The 14,628-nt window shown below is 65.5% G+C and carries 13 protein-coding genes; 3 read left to right on the top strand and 10 right to left on the bottom strand.

Annotated features, from left to right (window positions below; translation table 11 throughout):
* Nucleotides 1-154 precede the first annotated feature (154 nt).
* The gene (locus B6S44_RS04660) at nucleotides 155-2,278 is read left to right on the top strand and encodes a TonB-dependent receptor (RefSeq protein ID WP_248309448.1); all 2,124 of its coding nucleotides are present in this window, start codon (nucleotides 155-157) and stop codon (nucleotides 2,276-2,278) included.
* A gap of 53 nt (nucleotides 2,279-2,331) precedes the next feature.
* The gene (locus tag B6S44_RS04665) at nucleotides 2,332-3,477 is read left to right on the top strand and encodes an ABC transporter substrate-binding protein (RefSeq protein ID WP_129155617.1); all 1,146 of its coding nucleotides are present in this window, start codon (nucleotides 2,332-2,334) and stop codon (nucleotides 3,475-3,477) included.
* Between the two features lie 337 nt (nucleotides 3,478-3,814).
* Here the strand turns inward: B6S44_RS04665 and B6S44_RS04670 are convergent, their stop codons facing one another.
* The 6 genes from B6S44_RS04670 to B6S44_RS04695 all read right to left on the bottom strand — a co-directional run bounded on the left by B6S44_RS04670 (nucleotide 3,815) and on the right by B6S44_RS04695 (nucleotide 9,648).
* Nucleotides 3,815-5,422: an MFS transporter gene (locus B6S44_RS04670; RefSeq protein ID WP_129155618.1), complete on the bottom strand. Its 1,608-nt coding sequence runs from the start codon at nucleotides 5,420-5,422 to the stop codon at nucleotides 3,815-3,817.
* A 4-nt stretch (nucleotides 5,423-5,426) separates the two neighbouring features.
* On the bottom strand, nucleotides 5,427-5,837 hold the full coding sequence (locus B6S44_RS04675) for a DoxX family protein (protein ID WP_129155619.1): 411 nt from the start codon (nucleotides 5,835-5,837) through the stop codon (nucleotides 5,427-5,429).
* 2 nt (nucleotides 5,838-5,839) lie between these two features.
* Nucleotides 5,840-7,822: an amidohydrolase gene (locus tag B6S44_RS04680; RefSeq protein WP_129155620.1), complete on the bottom strand. Its 1,983-nt coding sequence runs from the start codon at nucleotides 7,820-7,822 to the stop codon at nucleotides 5,840-5,842.
* Nucleotides 7,822-8,091, bottom strand: coding sequence for a XapX domain-containing protein (locus B6S44_RS04685; protein ID WP_129155621.1), 270 nt, complete (start codon nucleotides 8,089-8,091; stop codon nucleotides 7,822-7,824). Before B6S44_RS04685 ends, B6S44_RS04680 begins: the two co-directional genes overlap by 1 nt.
* A gap of 64 nt (nucleotides 8,092-8,155) precedes the next feature.
* Nucleotides 8,156-8,992: an alpha/beta fold hydrolase gene (locus B6S44_RS04690; RefSeq protein WP_129155622.1), complete on the bottom strand. Its 837-nt coding sequence runs from the start codon at nucleotides 8,990-8,992 to the stop codon at nucleotides 8,156-8,158.
* A gap of 2 nt (nucleotides 8,993-8,994) precedes the next feature.
* Entirely contained in the window at nucleotides 8,995-9,648 is a 654-nt protein-coding gene (locus tag B6S44_RS04695) for a hydrolase (RefSeq protein ID WP_129155623.1), read from the bottom strand.
* Between the two features lie 85 nt (nucleotides 9,649-9,733).
* Here B6S44_RS04695 and B6S44_RS04700 point away from each other — a divergent pair, with 85 nt between their 5' ends.
* Nucleotides 9,734-10,075: a winged helix-turn-helix transcriptional regulator gene (locus B6S44_RS04700; protein ID WP_129155624.1), complete on the top strand. Its 342-nt coding sequence runs from the start codon at nucleotides 9,734-9,736 to the stop codon at nucleotides 10,073-10,075.
* A gap of 185 nt (nucleotides 10,076-10,260) precedes the next feature.
* Here B6S44_RS04700 and B6S44_RS04705 read toward each other — a convergent pair whose 3' ends face one another.
* The 4 genes from B6S44_RS04705 to B6S44_RS04720 form a co-directional block, all read right to left on the bottom strand.
* A complete protein-coding gene (locus B6S44_RS04705; RefSeq protein ID WP_129155625.1) occupies nucleotides 10,261-10,725 on the bottom strand; it encodes a MaoC family dehydratase in 465 nt (154 codons plus the stop codon).
* Between the two features lie 52 nt (nucleotides 10,726-10,777).
* Nucleotides 10,778-12,394 carry a DHA2 family efflux MFS transporter permease subunit gene (locus tag B6S44_RS04710; RefSeq protein WP_129155626.1) on the bottom strand — a complete coding sequence of 539 codons (1,617 nt, stop codon included), beginning with the start codon at nucleotides 12,392-12,394 and terminating at the stop codon, nucleotides 10,778-10,780.
* Between the two features lie 47 nt (nucleotides 12,395-12,441).
* Nucleotides 12,442-13,638, bottom strand: coding sequence for an HlyD family secretion protein (locus B6S44_RS04715; protein ID WP_129155627.1), 1,197 nt, complete (start codon nucleotides 13,636-13,638; stop codon nucleotides 12,442-12,444).
* A 160-nt stretch (nucleotides 13,639-13,798) separates the two neighbouring features.
* Entirely contained in the window at nucleotides 13,799-14,602 is an 804-nt protein-coding gene (locus B6S44_RS04720) for an SDR family NAD(P)-dependent oxidoreductase (RefSeq protein WP_129155628.1), read from the bottom strand.
* Between the last annotated feature and the right edge of the window lie 26 nt (nucleotides 14,603-14,628).

A 14,628-nucleotide genomic window follows, 5' to 3' on the forward strand; every position in this document is an offset into this window, starting at 1 on the left:
CGATACTGACATCATGTTTCTCAGGCCGCAAATTTGATGCGTGAACTTGCAACCTCTCGCAGATCACGGCCTAGGGGACATATTCCAAATGATCTATTCTACACGTGCCCCGCAAGCATCCCTTTCGTCATGTTTTGGAAGAGTACTGCTTTGCTTGACGCCCCGCGCCGCGGCGCTGGCACTGGGTGCGACCGCTCTTTCTGTCGGCGCGCATGCGCAGGAGCCGACCTCGGCCATCCAACTCGGCGAGATCGTGGTTCAGGGCCAGGGCTCACAACCCGGCGTCTCGCCGCCCTTCGCCGGCGGGCAGGTGACGCAAGGAGCCGGCCTCGGCCTGCTCGGCACCACCACCACGCTGAAATCCCCCTTCAACGTCACCGGCTACACCGCCGACCTGATCAAGGGTCTCCAGGCACCGACCGTGGCCGAGGCGCTCATCCTCGACTCTTCGGTCAGGAGTTCGCATCCGGCGGGCGGCATCGTCGATTCCTTCAACATCCGCGGCCTGCCCGTCGGCGAGGGCAATAGCGGTGAGATCGCCTTCGACGGCGTCTATGGCGTCGCGCCGAATTTCCGCGTGTTCACCGACTATGCCGAGCGGATCGAAGTCCTCAAGGGCCCATCCGCCGCCCTCTTCGGCATGGCGCCGAATGGTGGCGTCGGCGGCACCATCAACATCGTCCCGAAACGTGCGGAGGCCGACCTGACACGGGTCGGCGTCGAGTTCTCGTCCAACTCGGTCTTTGGAACCTCGCTGGACTTCGCGCGCCGCTACGGCGCGAATCGCGAGTTCGGCGTACGGGTCAACGGCACGCTGCGTGGTGGCGACACAGTCGTCGACAAGCAGTCCGACCGCACGGGCATCGGCTCGCTCGCCCTCGACTACCAGGGCGAGCGCTTCCGGGCCTGGCTCTACCTTCTCGCCCAGCGCGACAATGTCGACGCGCCGAGCCGCCCTTTCCTGATGGCGGCTGGCGTGCCCGTCCCGCGCGCGCCCGACGGGCGGCGCAACGTGATCCAGCCCTGGGAATCGTCGCAGATCGACGAGCGCTCGGCCCTGTTTCGAACCGAATACGATCTGACCGACCAGATCACCCTGTTCGCCAATGTCGGCGGCTCGCAATCCGAGGTCGAGCGCTTCTTCGGTTTGCCCACCATCACGAACTTGAGCGGCGACACCACTCATACACCGCAATATTTCAACCTCGACGTCGACCGGCAGACCTACAATGCCGGTTTCCGGGCGCGCTTCGAGACCGGGTTCATCCGCCATCAGGTCTCGTTCGTGGCCTCGCATTACCATGACGAGCTGAGCCGGGCCCTGACCAGCGGGACCGCGGTCTCATCCAACATCTATAATCCCGTGCTGCGGGCGCCCCAGTTCGCGCCGCGGACAGCGAAGACAATCCTGTCCGAAAGTGACCTCAGCAGCCTTGCCCTGTCCGACACACTCTCGATGTTCAACGAGCGCGTCTTGCTGACACTCGGCGTGCGTCGCCAGACCGTCGAAGCGAGGAACTATGCGCCAGGCACGGGGATCCTGACCTCGTCCTATGATGAGAGCGCGACCACACCCCTCGTCGGGCTCGTGCTGCGGCCGCTCGATAACGTCTCGCTCTATGCCAACTACATCGAGGGCCTGAGCCGCGGCGACGTCGCCCCGGCCAACGCCCTGAACGCCGGCGAGATGTTCGCGCCCTACCGCGCCCAGCAGTACGAGGTCGGCGTCAAGGCGCAGTTCGGCAGCTTCGGCGTCGGGCTGGCGGGGTTCCAGATCACCAAGCCGAGCGGAGAACTCAGCAACGGCTTCTTCAGCGTCAGCGGCGAGCAGCGCATTCGCGGGCTCGAGTTCAACGTCTATGGCGAGGTCACACCGGAGATCCGTCTGCTCGGCGGCGCGACCGTGCTCGACGGCGAGCTGACGAAGACCACCACCGCCGCCAATATCGGCAACACGCCGATCGGCGTTCCCTCGCTGCAACTCAATCTCGGGGCAGAATGGGATGTGCCGTGGCTGCGCGGCCTGACGCTGAGCGGCGCGCTGATCCACACCGGCAAGCAGTTCGTCAACACCGCCAATACCCAGTCCCTGCCCGATTGGACGCGCCTCGATGTCGGGGCGCGCTACACGACCGAGATCGCCGGCAGGAAGACCGTGCTGCGCGCCAACGTTCAGAACATCACCAACGAGAAGTACTGGTCGAGCGTGGCCTCGTTCGGGACCTTCTATGTCGGCACGCCGCGCACCTTCCGGCTCTCGATGACGGTCGATCTGTGATACGGGGCGCGCTGCGCGATAGCGGGCGCCGGCCTGCCGACGGCAGGCACGGGATGGAGGGCGGGTATCGCGCCCTCGCCTGTCTTGTCGCGTTCTGTCTCGCCGTGCTGCTGGCCGCCACACCGGTTGCGGCGGAGCAGATCACGGTGACCGACATCGCGGGGCGCCCCGTCAGGCTGACCGTGCCTGTCCAGCGCGTCGTCCTCGGCGAGGGCCGGCACCTTCACCTCGTCGCCGCACTCGATCGTGACGCGCCCCTGGGACGCATCGTCGGCTGGCGCGACGATCTCATCAAAAGCGATCCCGACACCTACCGGGCCTATCTCTCGCGCTATCCCGAGATTGCGAGGCTGCCGCAGTTCGGCGGCCTGAACGAGGGCGGCTTCAGCATCGAAAAGGCGATCGCGCTGAAGCCGGATCTAGTGCTGCTCAACTTCGAAGCCAGGAGCGCCGGCGAAGAAACCGGATTGGTCGAGAAGCTCGCTGCCCTCGACATACCGGTCGTCTATATCGACTTGCGCTACAGCCCGTCTCAGAACACCGAGCCATCGATGCGCCTGCTCGGCCGCCTGTTCGGCAAATCTGAGATCGCCGAAGAGCTCGTCGCCTTCCGCGCGGCCCAGATCGCACGCGTCACCGAGCGCCTCGCCAAGGCCGGCGACCTTGCCAGACCGCTGGTGATGATCGACCGTATCCCCGGCTACTCGGACGAATGCTGCATGTCGTTCGGCCCGGAGAATTTCGGCAAGGTGGTCGAGATGGCCGGCGGACGGAATCTCGGCAGCGAGCTGCTACCGGGAACGTTCGGGACCATCAGCCCGGAAACCATTGTCGCGCGCGACCCGGATGTCGTGATCGCGACCGGCGGCAATTGGGACGCCTTCGCGCCTGGCGGCAACTGGGTAGGACTCGGTCCCGGCGCCGATCTTGCCGAGGCCCGGCGCAAGCTCGCCAACCTTGCGAGGCGGCCGGCCTTCATCAACTCGCGAGCGGTGAGGAGCCACCGCTTCTACGGAATCTGGCATCAATTCTACAACAGCCCGTATCAGTTCATCGCGCTTCAGCAGATCGCGCGCTGGCTCCATCCCAAGCTCTTCACCGACCTCGACCCGGACACGACCTTGCGCGAACTGCACGAGCGTTTCCTTCCGGTGCCATTCCAGCCGGGCTATTGGGTAGAGCTGCTTGCAAGGCGGTGACCATCGTCTCGATACTCGCGATGGAGCAGATCGAGGCCATTGGAGGCGGGTTAGGTCATGGCGCGAGAACGGTACCATCCGTTTTATAAGGCAGCCTGATGCTCGACACAGCTCGAGGCAAGACAAACCGCATGCTCGCACGAATGTCCGCTTCCGGGCGATCACCCACTGTCCGCTTATGGCGCACGGCTACGGTCGCGTTGTCTACCGCCTCGGCATCCGACATAGAATTCACCGCAAAGTCCGCGTGTTGCTCATCTGAGAGGCTGTCGTTCGCCATGTCCACGAGTGACCGTCGGGCATCGCCCGACCTCCCAGACGCCCGCCGTTAAGCAGTTCAGTCTGGCGCGCCCGGGCGAGCGAGCTGAAGGAAATGCCGCACCACCGGCCCCTCCTCCCCGGCATGGAAGCGCCTGACCTCGCTTTGAAGATCGGCGTCGGCCTTGGAGACGCGGCGATGCTGGCGCAGATGCTCGGCCCAGGACGAGACCATGAACCATTCGACCAGCTTGCCAGGATCGGCGGTGTCCTCGGTGATCCCCCAGCCATAGGCGCCGTCGCGGCGGCGCTCGACCGAGAGGGCGTGGATCGCACGCAGGAAGGCATCGCGATCGGCCTGCGGCACCTGATATTCAATCAAGATCAGGACAGGGCCGCGGTCATTGGCGATCTCGGCCGCGACAAGTGGCTCCGGCCAATGGTTCGACGGCGCCAGGTCCGCCTCGCCCGCCGGCAGCTTGATCCGGTGCATCACGAGGCCGGCGACGAGCAGCGCGCCCGCGCCGATCAGCAAGGTGCCGCGGATGCCGGCGGCTTCCGCCACCGCACCCCAGCCGAGGCTGCCGGCGGTCATCGCGCCGTTGAAGACGGTGAGGTAGACGGCGAGCGCCCGGCCGCGCACCCAGTTCGGCAGGATCGCCTGGGCGACGCCGTTGAGCGTGGTCAGCGCCACGATCCAGGCCGCGCCAAGCAGCAGCAGGACGACGAGGGCGAGCCATTGCGGCGGACCGAGCGTGAGCGCCGCCATCACCGCGGCGGTCACGACGGCGGATAAGAGCAGCAGCCCATCGGCATCGAGACGGGCGCGCAGGCGCGGCAACAGCACGGCGCCGCCGATCGCCCCGGCCCCGACCGCGCCGAGCAGGACGCCGTAGAAGCCGGCGCCGCCGCCGAGCAGGTTGCGCGCGACCAGCGGCAGCAGCGCCCAGACGGCGCTGGCGCAGGCGAAGAAGATTGCGGCCCGCAGCAGCACGACGTGGAGTTCGCGGCTCGCCTTGGCGTAGCGCAAACCGGCCCGGAAGGCCCCGGCGAAGCGCTCGCTGAGCGCGTCGTCCGCTCCCGGCGCGCGGCGCCACCAGATCAGCGCGCCGATGACGATGACATAGCTCAAAACGTCGGCGCCATAGGTGAAGCCGGCGCCGAAGGCGGCGAGGATCAGCCCGCCCAGCGCCGGGCCGATGGCGCGCGAGATGTTGATGCCGAGCGAGTTGAGCGCGACGGCGCTCTTCAGCTCCGCCTTGTCCACCAGCTCGGGCACGATCGCCTGCCAGGTCGGCGCCATCAGGGCCGCGCCGACACCGCCAAGGAAGGTCAGCCCGACCAGCGCCGGCACGCTGAGCTGACCGAGACTCGCCAGTGCCATCAGGGAGAGGCTCACCAGCGCAAGCAGGATCTGGATTGCGATCAGGAATTTGCGGCGGTCGAGGATGTCGGAGAGCACGCCGGCGGGGATCGCGAGCAGGAAGATCGGCAGCGTCGCCGCCGCCTGGACCAGCGCCACCGCGGCGGGCGCGCCGGAGAGGTCGGTCACCAGCCAGGCGCTGGCGACGTCGCGCATGAACGAGCCGATATTGCCGATGATTGTCGCCGCCCAGAGCACGGCGAAGACTCTCTGGCGCAGCGGCGCGAAGCTCGAAGCGGGCAGTGACGGGGCCGTCTCGCTCATCGGCTCAGCTCGTCCTGCGGTTGAGATCGTCGAGCGCGACCAGGATGAAGCCGCCGATCAGGCCGAGATGCTCGAAGAAGCTGTTCGTCGCCATCATCCGCCCCTGCCCGGCCGGCAGCTCCCAGAAGCGGATGGCGATGACGGTCGCGACCAAAGTGAAGCCGGCGAGCGCCAGCGCGGCGAGCCAGCGCCAGCGCCCGGTCAGGATCATCGCGGTCGCGACGAGTTCGAAGACGATGACGCCGACCGCGAAGAGCGGCGCCGGGGTCAGGCCGAAATGCGTCATCTCGGCGAGCGCGCCTTGAAAATCGAGGATCTTGGTGATCGGCCCCTGGATATAGGCGGCGCAGAGCAGGAGCAGCGCGAACCAGCGCAAGGCGCCGGCGATCGGTCCCGATGAACTGGCCGCGGCCATCGTCACACCGCCCAGCAGGCGCAGCCGAGCGCGCCCCAGAAGCTCCGGAGGTCGGCCACCGGCAGCTTGCTCGACCAGGCGCCGGCATGGTCGTGGCCATGGACGCCGCAGGAACTGGCGCAGCCGCAAGTGTTCAAGGCGGCCCGGCGCAGCGAGTTCTTGCCGGCCCCGTCAGGCTCGCCCCAGGCGCCGTAGCCCTTGAACGTCCTGACCGGCGACCAGTCCGGCATGGCCGGCGGCGGGGCGCTCTGGTCGAGGCTGGCGAAGTCTCTGGCGCCATAGACGATCCTGCCGCCGACGACGGTGAGGTCGGCGCTGATGAACGAGATCTCGTCCTCCGGGCAGGCGAAGAAGTCGCGATCGGGCACGATCAGGTCGGCGAACTGGCCGACCGCGATCTGGCCCTTCTTGCCCTCCTCGTTGGAGAACCAGGTGACCTTCTCGGTCAGCATTCGGAGCGCCGTCTCGCGGTCTAGGCAGTTGCGCTGCGGCGTCAGGCGCAGGCCGCCGACGGTCTTGCCGGTGACCATCCAGGAGAGCGAGACCCAGGGGTTGTAGGAGGCGACGCGGGTGGCGTCGGTGCCGGCCGAGGTCCTGACGCCCTTTTCCAGCAGACGCGCCACCGGCGGGGTCGCCTCGGCGGCGGCAGCGCCATAGCGCTCGACGAAATACTCGCCCTGATAGGCCATGCGGTGCTGCACGGCGACGCCACCGCCCAGCGCCGCGATCCGGTCGATCGAACGTTCCGAGATTGTCTCGGCATGGTCGAAGAACCAGTTCAGCCCCTTCAAGGGCACGTCCTTGTCGACCTTCTCGAAGACGTCGAGCGCCCGCGAGATCGTCTCGTCATAGGTGGCGTGCAGGCGCCAGGGCCAGCGGTTCTCGGCGAGGATGCGCACGACGCCTTCGAGATCGCCTTCCATTTCGGGCGGCATGTCGGGGCGCGGCTCGCGGAAGTCCTCGAAATCGGCGGCAGAGAAGACCAGCATCTCACCGGCGCCGTTATGCCGGAAATAGTCGGTGCCCTGCTTGTATTTGGAGGTCTTGGTCCAGTTGAGGAAGTCGTCCCTCTCCTGCTTCGGCTTCTGCGTGAACAGGTTGTAGGCGAGCCGGATGGTCATTTGCCCGTCATCGGCGAGCTTCTGGATGACGGCGTAGTCGTCGGGATAATTCTGGAAGCCACCGCCGGCATCGATCGCACCGGTGACGCCGAGCCGGTTGAGCTCGCGCATGAAATGCCGGGTCGAGTTGACCTGGTAGTCGAAGGGGAGCTTCGGTCCCTTGGCCAGCGTCGCATAGAGGATGTTGGCATTGGGCCTGGCCAGCAACAGACCGGTCGGGTTGCCGTTGGCATCGCGGGTGATCTCGCCGCCGGGCGGCTGGGGCGTGTCCTTGGCGTAGCCGACGGCGCGCAACGCGGCGCCGTTCAGCAAGGCCCGGTCATAGAGGTGCAGGATGAAGACCGGCGTGTCGGGCGCGACCGCGTTGAGCTCCTCGATCGTCGGCAGGCGCTTCTCGGCAAACTGGTGCTCGGTGAAGCCGCCGACGACGCGCACCCATTGCGGCGGTGGCGTCACTGCAACCTGGCGCCTGAGCATGCTCATCGCATCGGCGAGCGAGCGCACGCCGTCCCAGCGCAGCTCCATGTTGAAGTTGAGCCCGCCGCGGATGATGTGGAGATGGTTGTCGATCAGGCCGGGCAGCGCGGCGCGGCCCTTGAGGTCGATGACCTTGGTGTCCGGCCCGGCATGGACCATGACCTCGGCTTCGCTGCCTACGGCCAAGAAGGCGCCGTCCTTGACCGCGACCGCGCTAGCGGACGGGTTGCCGCGGTCGAGCGTGGTGAAGCGGCCATTGCTGAGAATGAGATCGGCACTCATCGGGCGGGCTCCTTGGCCGGGCGTTTGGGCGGCGGCGCTGCCGAGCAGGCCGGTCAGGGCGCCGGCAGCGGCGCCGAAGGTGGTTTGACGGCGTGTCGGGCTCATCAGGCTTGTCCCTTGTCCCTCTCATCGGTCGGCCGACGTGCCGGTAGAGCGCCGAAGACATGCTCGCCGCATTCGCGCTGCAGCCAGCCAAGGCTCAGGCCCTGGCCCGAGACCAGCCGCTTGGCGATCTGTACGATCTGCTCGCCAGCAAGGATGCCGAGCAGGCCGACGAGCGCGATGACAGGCGGCGCCGGCGAGCGCACGTTCATCAGCCCATAGACGACACCGACCAGCAGGCCGGCGCCAAGCGCCATCAAGTAGAGCTTCATCGTCTCCTCCGCGGCGGTTTCGCCGAAGGCGGGAGCGACGCCCGATGCGCCGCTCCCGGTCTCGTCAACCCCGGATGAAGGCGAGCAGGTCGGCGTTCAGCACCTCGGCATGGGTGGTCAGCATGCCGTGCGGATAGCTCGGATAGACCTTGAGCGTGCCGTGCTTCAGATGCTTGATCGATTCATGTGCTGAGGCGCCGATTGGGACGATCTGATCGTCGCCGCCGTGCAAGACGAGCGTCGGCAAGCCGATCGCCTTCAGGTCTTCGGTCTGGTCGGTTTCCGAGAAGGCCTTGATGCCGTCGTAGTGGGCCTTGGCACTACCTGCCATGCCCTGGCGCCACCAGTTCCAGATCACACCCTGGTCGACCTTGGCGCCTGGCCTGTTGAAGCCGTAGAACGGCCCGGTCGGGACATCGACGAAGAATTGCGCGCGGTTATCGGCGAGCGCCTTGCGGAAGCCGTCAAAGACTTCGATCGGCAAGCCGCCGGGGTTGCCCGCGGTCTTGACCATCAGCGGCGGTACGGCGCTGACCAGCACTACCTTTGCGACACGGCCCTGTGGCTCGCCGAACTTCGCAACATAGCGCGCCACCTGCCCGCCACCGGTCGAGTGGCCGACATGCACGGCGTTCCTGAGGTCGAGATACTCGACGACGGCCGAGGCGTCGGCGGCATAGTGATCCATGTCGTGCCCATCCCATACCTGGGCCGAGCGGCCGTGGCCGCGCCGATCGCTGGCGATGACGCGATAGCCCTTCGCCAGGAAGAACAGCATCTGGGCATCCCAGTCGTCGCTGCTCAGGGGCCAGCCATGGTGGAACATGATCGGCTGGGCATCCTTCGGTCCCCAGTCCTTGAAAAAGATCTCAACGTCGTCCCTGGTTGTGACGAATGACATGGTCAGTGGCCCTCCGATGCACCGAACATCGTCTTTGCGTAGATGATGCCAAGTCCGTAAGCGCCGCCGAATTTCTTCGCGATGCCGGTGGTCAGGTCATAGGTCCCGGTCCGGGCCCAGTCGCGCTGAAGTTCGAGGAGGTATTGCAGCGAGGTCATCGGCCGCGCACCGGCCTGGAGCATCCGCTCTAGCGCGCGCTCATGGGCCTCGTCGGAGACGTCGCCGCAGGCATCGGCGATGACATAGACCTCGAAGCCCTGGTCGATCGCCGAGAGTGCCGGCCCGACGATGCAGACGCTGGTCCACAGGCCGGCGAGCACGATGCGGCTCTTGCCGATCTCGTTGACCCGCGCAATGACCGCGGCGTCCTCCCAGGTGTTCATCGAGGTCCGGTCCAGCAGCTTCTGTCCGGGGAACGCCTCCGTGATCTCGTCGAACATCGGGCCCGAGAAGCTCTTCTCGGCAACGGTGGTCAGGATGGTCGAGACCCCGAAGCCAGCGGCGGCATGCGAGATAAGCGCCGCGTTGTTGCGCAGCTGGACGGCGTCGATCGACCGGGTCGCGAACGACATCTGTGACTGGAAGTCGATCAGGATCAGGGTGTGATCCTGCGGCGTCAGCAGGAGCTTGCCGGGTGCGGCGGTGGCATGGGACATAGAGGAATCTCCTGTTGGAACGACGGGAAGCTAATGCCGCATCGCGGTCATGACCATTAGTTACGCGCGGGATACTGCCTCTAAAATGGCCGACACAGAACAGAAGCAAGAGCCGCAAGCAGAAGGCTGCCTCGTCGATCCTTTGCTCAAATTCTTTGCGCAGGAATGGATGAGCCACATCGTCTTCACCCTCGCGCGCCACGGCACGCTGCGATTTGGCGCCTTGCGCAGGCATCTGCCCGCCGGCGTTTCTGCGCGTATCCTGTCCGCCAGGCTCAAAGCTCTGGAATCTGCGGGTTATGTGGAACGACGAGATTTGAGCGAGCGCGTGCTACACGTCGAGTACTCTCTCACGACGGAAGGCCGGGCAATCGACGCTGCGCTCTCGGCTGGAGAAACCCTGATGTCCCCCGATGAGGTCAGCTAGTCGCGCAGATGGCACAACTTCTTCCAGGAAGATGCACGCCATCACCAAGGACTTCGAACTGCGCTTGGAAGCTGACAGGCGGTAGAAGCCAGTCGTGAACGCCTGTTTCCTGGGTATGCGGCGAACATCCACTCCTGGCGCAACCTGATGAGAGAGCTCCACGGCAGACCTGTGCGGCCTGTAGCTCAGGTCGCAGCCTTGCGCGGAACGATGAGCTTGGCCCTGAGGATCTGGACGGTCTCGCCACGCTGGTTGATCGTGCGGCTGACGATGGTTGCAATGCCCCGCTCCGGCTTCGAACGCGACGGCGTGATCTCGACCACTTCGCTTTCCACATGCAGGGTATCGCCCGGCCGAGTCGGAGCCGGCCAGCTGATCTCTCCTCCAGCTCCGATGATACCGCCCATCAACGGCAGGCCGGCCTCGACATTGAGGCGCATCGTGATTGCAGCGGTATGCCATCCGCTGGCGGCGAGGCCTTTGAACAAGGTCTCCCTGGCCGCCTCCTCGTCGAGGTGGAAAGGCTGTGGGTCGAATTGAGCCGCGAATGCCTTGATCTGCGCATCGTCGATCGTATGGGACGCGCTTCTGAAGCGTTGCCCGACGACAAGGTCATCCAGATAGTATCGATCGAACGTGGCGTTGCTCATGGCTGCCTCCTTCACGTCGGGTTCCGCTGCGACCATCGCTGATCGCAAGATGTCAGTGAGCACCCACGCCGGCACCGCCGGCCTGGACCTTGCGGGTGAAGAGCAGCACGATGGCGGCAAGTGCCAGCACCGAGCCGATCACGGCGAAAGTATCACTGAAGCCAAGGATCAGAGCCTGACGGTGCACGGTCGCGCCGATCGCAGCGATCGCCTTCTGCTGTGCGAGCGCAATGTCGGTCACACCATGGGCCGTGAAGTACTGCGTCAGATGGTCGATCCTGTCGCGCACTTCCTCCCGGTAGACGGTCACCGACTGGCCGATGATGTTCGAGTGGAACTGCTCGCGCTTGGTCAGCACCGTCCCGAGTACGGCGGTGCCGACCGCTCCACCGAGATTGCGCAGCATGTTCGAAAGGCCCGACGCAGCAGCAGCCTCGCTCGGCGCGATACTGGCCGTCGTGATCACGGTGATCGGCGTGAGCACGAGCGCCTGGCCGATGGCGCGCACGATATTGGGCACGAAGAACTGGTCGCCGGCGCTGTCGAGCGACAGGGTGATGTTCAGGAAACAGCTTGCCGCGAAGATGCTGATACCGACAAAGCCGATATAGCGCGCGTCAAACCGCTTCATCAGCAGCGGGACAAGCGGAATGATGAGCAATTGCGGCAGGCCGGTCCAGGCGAGCACGAACCCGATCTGCTCGGCGTTATAACGCTGAACCTGGCCGAGATATTGCGGCAGGATGTAGACGGTGCCGAACAATGCGACTCCGACCAGCACGTTGACGACGACGCCGACGCCGAAATTGCGCTGCTTGAGAAGGCGCAGCTGGACCACCGGCTTTGCCACAGTGAGCTCGATGGCGACGAAGGCTGTCAGGAACACCGCTGCCATGATCGCGAGCTTGACGATGAACGGCGACTGGAACCAATCATCCTTGTTGCCTTCTTCAAGCACGGTCTGCAGCGCCGCAAGGCCGATCGCCATGGTGACGATCCCGGCCCAGTCGCCCTCTTTGAGCAGTGAGAGCTGCATGGGCTTCTTCTCGAGCGTGAAATAGAGCGCGACAGCCATCGCGATGCTCGGCGGCGTGTTGACGAAGAAGATGGTCTGCCAGCCGTAGTTCTCGGTCAGATAGCCGCCGATGGTCGGGCCGATCGCCGGTGCGAAGGTGACAGACAAGGCAAACAGCGCCAGCCCGAAGGGCTGCTGCGACTTCGGCAGCTTGGTCAGCACCATGGTGAAGGCCATCGGGATCAGGACGCCGCCCGCGAAGCCTTGCAGACCGCGCAGCAGGATCATCGTGCCGAGGTCGTGGGCGAAGGCGCAAGCCGCCGAGAAGATCGGGAACAGGATGGTGTTCACCAGTATGTAGCGCCGAAACGAGAACACCCGGCTCAGATAGTCGGTGAGCGGGATCACCACGATCTCGCCGATCAGGTAGGAGGTCGAAATCCAGGCGCCGTTGTCGACGCCGGTTCCGATGCCCCCTTCGATGTCGAGCAGCGAGGCGTTGGTGATCTGGATGTTGAGGATCGCCATGAAAGCACCGACCATACCGGCGCTCACCGCGATCCAGGCGGTCGCGCTGGCCTTCTCGGGCAATGGCGCCGCAGACGCGAGGGCGTCGGAGGAGCCAGGCGAAACCGTTGACGCTGTGTTGGACATCGTTCCCTCCTGCCATGTGTTGGCCGGTCAGCCGGGGCTCGCAGCCCTCAATCGGTGCGTTGAGGCGCCAGGGCGACCTCGGTCGTAGCTGGCTTGGTGTCGATGGTCGGGTAGACGGACATGCCGGGGCGAAGCACGACCGAAAGCGGGCGCTCCTGGTCGAGCACGATCTTCACGGGGATGCGCTGCACCACCTTGGTGAAGTTGCCGGTTGCGTTGTCCGGCGGCAGCAGTGCGAACTCCTGGCCGCTGGCCGGCGAGAGGCTGTCGACCTGGCCGCGGAAGATCTGGCCAGGAAACGTATCGACTTCGATTTCGACCTTCTGCCCGGCGCGGACGTCGGTCAGCTGGGTCTCCTTGAAATTGGCAATGACGTAGGCGGCGTCGGTCGGCACGACGGCCATGAGTTGCGTGCCGGCTTGCACATACTGGCCGACCCGCAATGTGCGGTTGCCGACGACGCCATCAATCGGCGCGACGAGGGCCGTGTAGGAGAGGTTGAGCTCGGCCTGATCCTGCACGGCCTTGGCGCCGTCGAAGGCCGCCTGGGCCTGGGCGAGCTCAGCCTTGATCACGTCGAGCTGGGTGGTCGCACTGGCAAGCGCTGCCGTGTCGCGTGTCACCGCAGCGCGGGCGCTGGCGATCCGGGAGGCGGCCTGCTGCGCGGTCTGGATGCTGCCGTAGCCACTCTTCGCCAGCTGGGCATAACGCTGGTCGTCCTGCTCGGCGAAGGTTTCGGCGGCCTTGTCGGCTTCGATCGTCGCCTTCGCAGCTTCGATGACGGATCGCTGGGCGATGAGCGCAGCCTGCTTGTTCGCGATGTTGGCCGTGGCGGCCTCGACCTGCGCCTTGGCCTGCTCGAGGCTGACCTTGAAGTCGCGGTCGTCGATGCGGGCGAGGACCTGCCCTGCCTTCACCGCTTGGTTGTCGCGCACAAAGACGGAGGCGATGTAACCGGACACTTTCGGGGCGATGGTCGTGCTGTCGGCCTTCACATAAGCGTCGTCCGTTGAGATCTGGAAGCGACCCGTCGTCCAATAACGCCATCCCGAATTACCCGCGCCCGCCAAGGCAGCGACAGCCACGCTTGCAAGAAGCAATGGACGCAACCAGCGCCTGCGAGCAGAGGCCGGGGCGCCGGTAACCAATGCCGGCGCCTGGGAAGCGGGGGGGAGACCTTCCTGGGAGACCTCGGCGGTCGGCAGGGCCCTTTCCGCAGTGAAGACTGGCTGATGCTGGCCCATAGGACCGGTCCTTTCCTGTGCAGCAAGGACGAGCTTCTGGCTTGCCTTGATTTGGCCCGTTCATCAGCAGCTGCTGAGGGGCACGGTGAATCTAGGAGGGAGGCTAACGCTGCGGAATCGAACGCTCGTATCCGCAGCTCATACTCGCGTATGATCGGGCTCAGGCGAGCTGAAGCCGATACCGGGCGGCAGGCTCGGCGCGAGACAGGCCTGGCATCAGCGCTTGGCGCGCCGCTTCGAAGGCATCCCAGTCGCTCAGCTCCGGCAATGCCGGAATGGTTGCGAACTCGCCCTGGTCCAGGCCAGCGAGGGCGGCATCGACCATCGCAGTCGCGGACATGACGATCTCGCCCGGCAGGTGCTCCACAGGTGTGCCGGCGATGCTCCAGAACTCCGTCGCCGTGGCGCCGGGCAGCACCACCTGGATACGCAGGCCCTTATCGGCGAACTCGTGGCGCAGCGACTGGCTGAAGGCGAGGACGAAGGCTTTCGAGCCGCCATAGACGCCGTTGAGCCGCTCTGGAGCAATCGCGACGATCGAAGCGATGTTGATGATGGTGCCGCCGCCGCGTGCGACGAAACCGGGCACTGCGGCATAGGTCAGGCGCGTCAGCGCGTCGACGTTGAGGGCGATCATGTCGCTCATCTTGTCGACGTCGGCCTGCAGGAGTGGAGCCGTCGAGCCGACGCCGGCGTTGTTGACGAGGGTCGTGATCCGCGTATCGCTCCGCAGAACGGCTTCGATCCTGGCGACGTCTTGCCGCTTGCCGAGATCGGCAGCAACGACCTCGACGGTCCGCCCGGTCTCGCCGGCGATCTCAGCGGCGAGCTTGCGCAGACGCTCGACGTTGCGGGCCACCAGAATGAGGTCATGGCCGCGCCTGGCGAGGCGGTTGGCATAGATGGCGCCGATGCCGGACGAGGCGCCGGTGACGAGGGCAAATCCTTTGTCGAGTGTAGTCATCATCTGTTCCTTCGTTGCTTTTTCTG

The organism is Allobosea sp. Tri-44 (assembly GCF_004123845.1).
Lineage (GTDB): Bacteria > Pseudomonadota > Alphaproteobacteria > Rhizobiales > Beijerinckiaceae > Allobosea.

Excerpts from the sequence above, each read along its gene's own strand:
- B6S44_RS04720 (WP_129155628.1), bottom strand. The coding sequence starts at position 14,602 with ATGACTACACTCGACAAAGGATTTGCCCTCGTCACCGGCGCCTCGTCC.
- B6S44_RS04695 (WP_129155623.1), bottom strand. The coding sequence starts at position 9,648 with ATGTCCCATGCCACCGCCGCACCCGGCAAGCTCCTGCTGACGCCGCAG.
- B6S44_RS04680 (WP_129155620.1), bottom strand. The coding sequence starts at position 7,822 with ATGAGCCCGACACGCCGTCAAACCACCTTCGGCGCCGCTGCCGGCGCC.
- B6S44_RS04685 (WP_129155621.1), bottom strand. The coding sequence starts at position 8,091 with ATGAAGCTCTACTTGATGGCGCTTGGCGCCGGCCTGCTGGTCGGTGTC.
- B6S44_RS04710 (WP_129155626.1), bottom strand. The coding sequence starts at position 12,394 with ATGTCCAACACAGCGTCAACGGTTTCGCCTGGCTCCTCCGACGCCCTC.
- B6S44_RS04715 (WP_129155627.1), bottom strand. The coding sequence starts at position 13,638 with ATGGGCCAGCATCAGCCAGTCTTCACTGCGGAAAGGGCCCTGCCGACC.
- B6S44_RS04675 (WP_129155619.1), bottom strand. The coding sequence starts at position 5,837 with ATGGCCGCGGCCAGTTCATCGGGACCGATCGCCGGCGCCTTGCGCTGG.
- B6S44_RS04670 (WP_129155618.1), bottom strand. The coding sequence starts at position 5,422 with ATGAGCGAGACGGCCCCGTCACTGCCCGCTTCGAGCTTCGCGCCGCTG.
- B6S44_RS04705 (WP_129155625.1), bottom strand. The coding sequence starts at position 10,725 with ATGAGCAACGCCACGTTCGATCGATACTATCTGGATGACCTTGTCGTC.
- B6S44_RS04665 (WP_129155617.1), top strand. The coding sequence starts at position 2,332 with ATGGAGGGCGGGTATCGCGCCCTCGCCTGTCTTGTCGCGTTCTGTCTC.
- B6S44_RS04690 (WP_129155622.1), bottom strand. The coding sequence starts at position 8,992 with ATGTCATTCGTCACAACCAGGGACGACGTTGAGATCTTTTTCAAGGAC.
- B6S44_RS04700 (WP_129155624.1), top strand. The coding sequence starts at position 9,734 with ATGGCCGACACAGAACAGAAGCAAGAGCCGCAAGCAGAAGGCTGCCTC.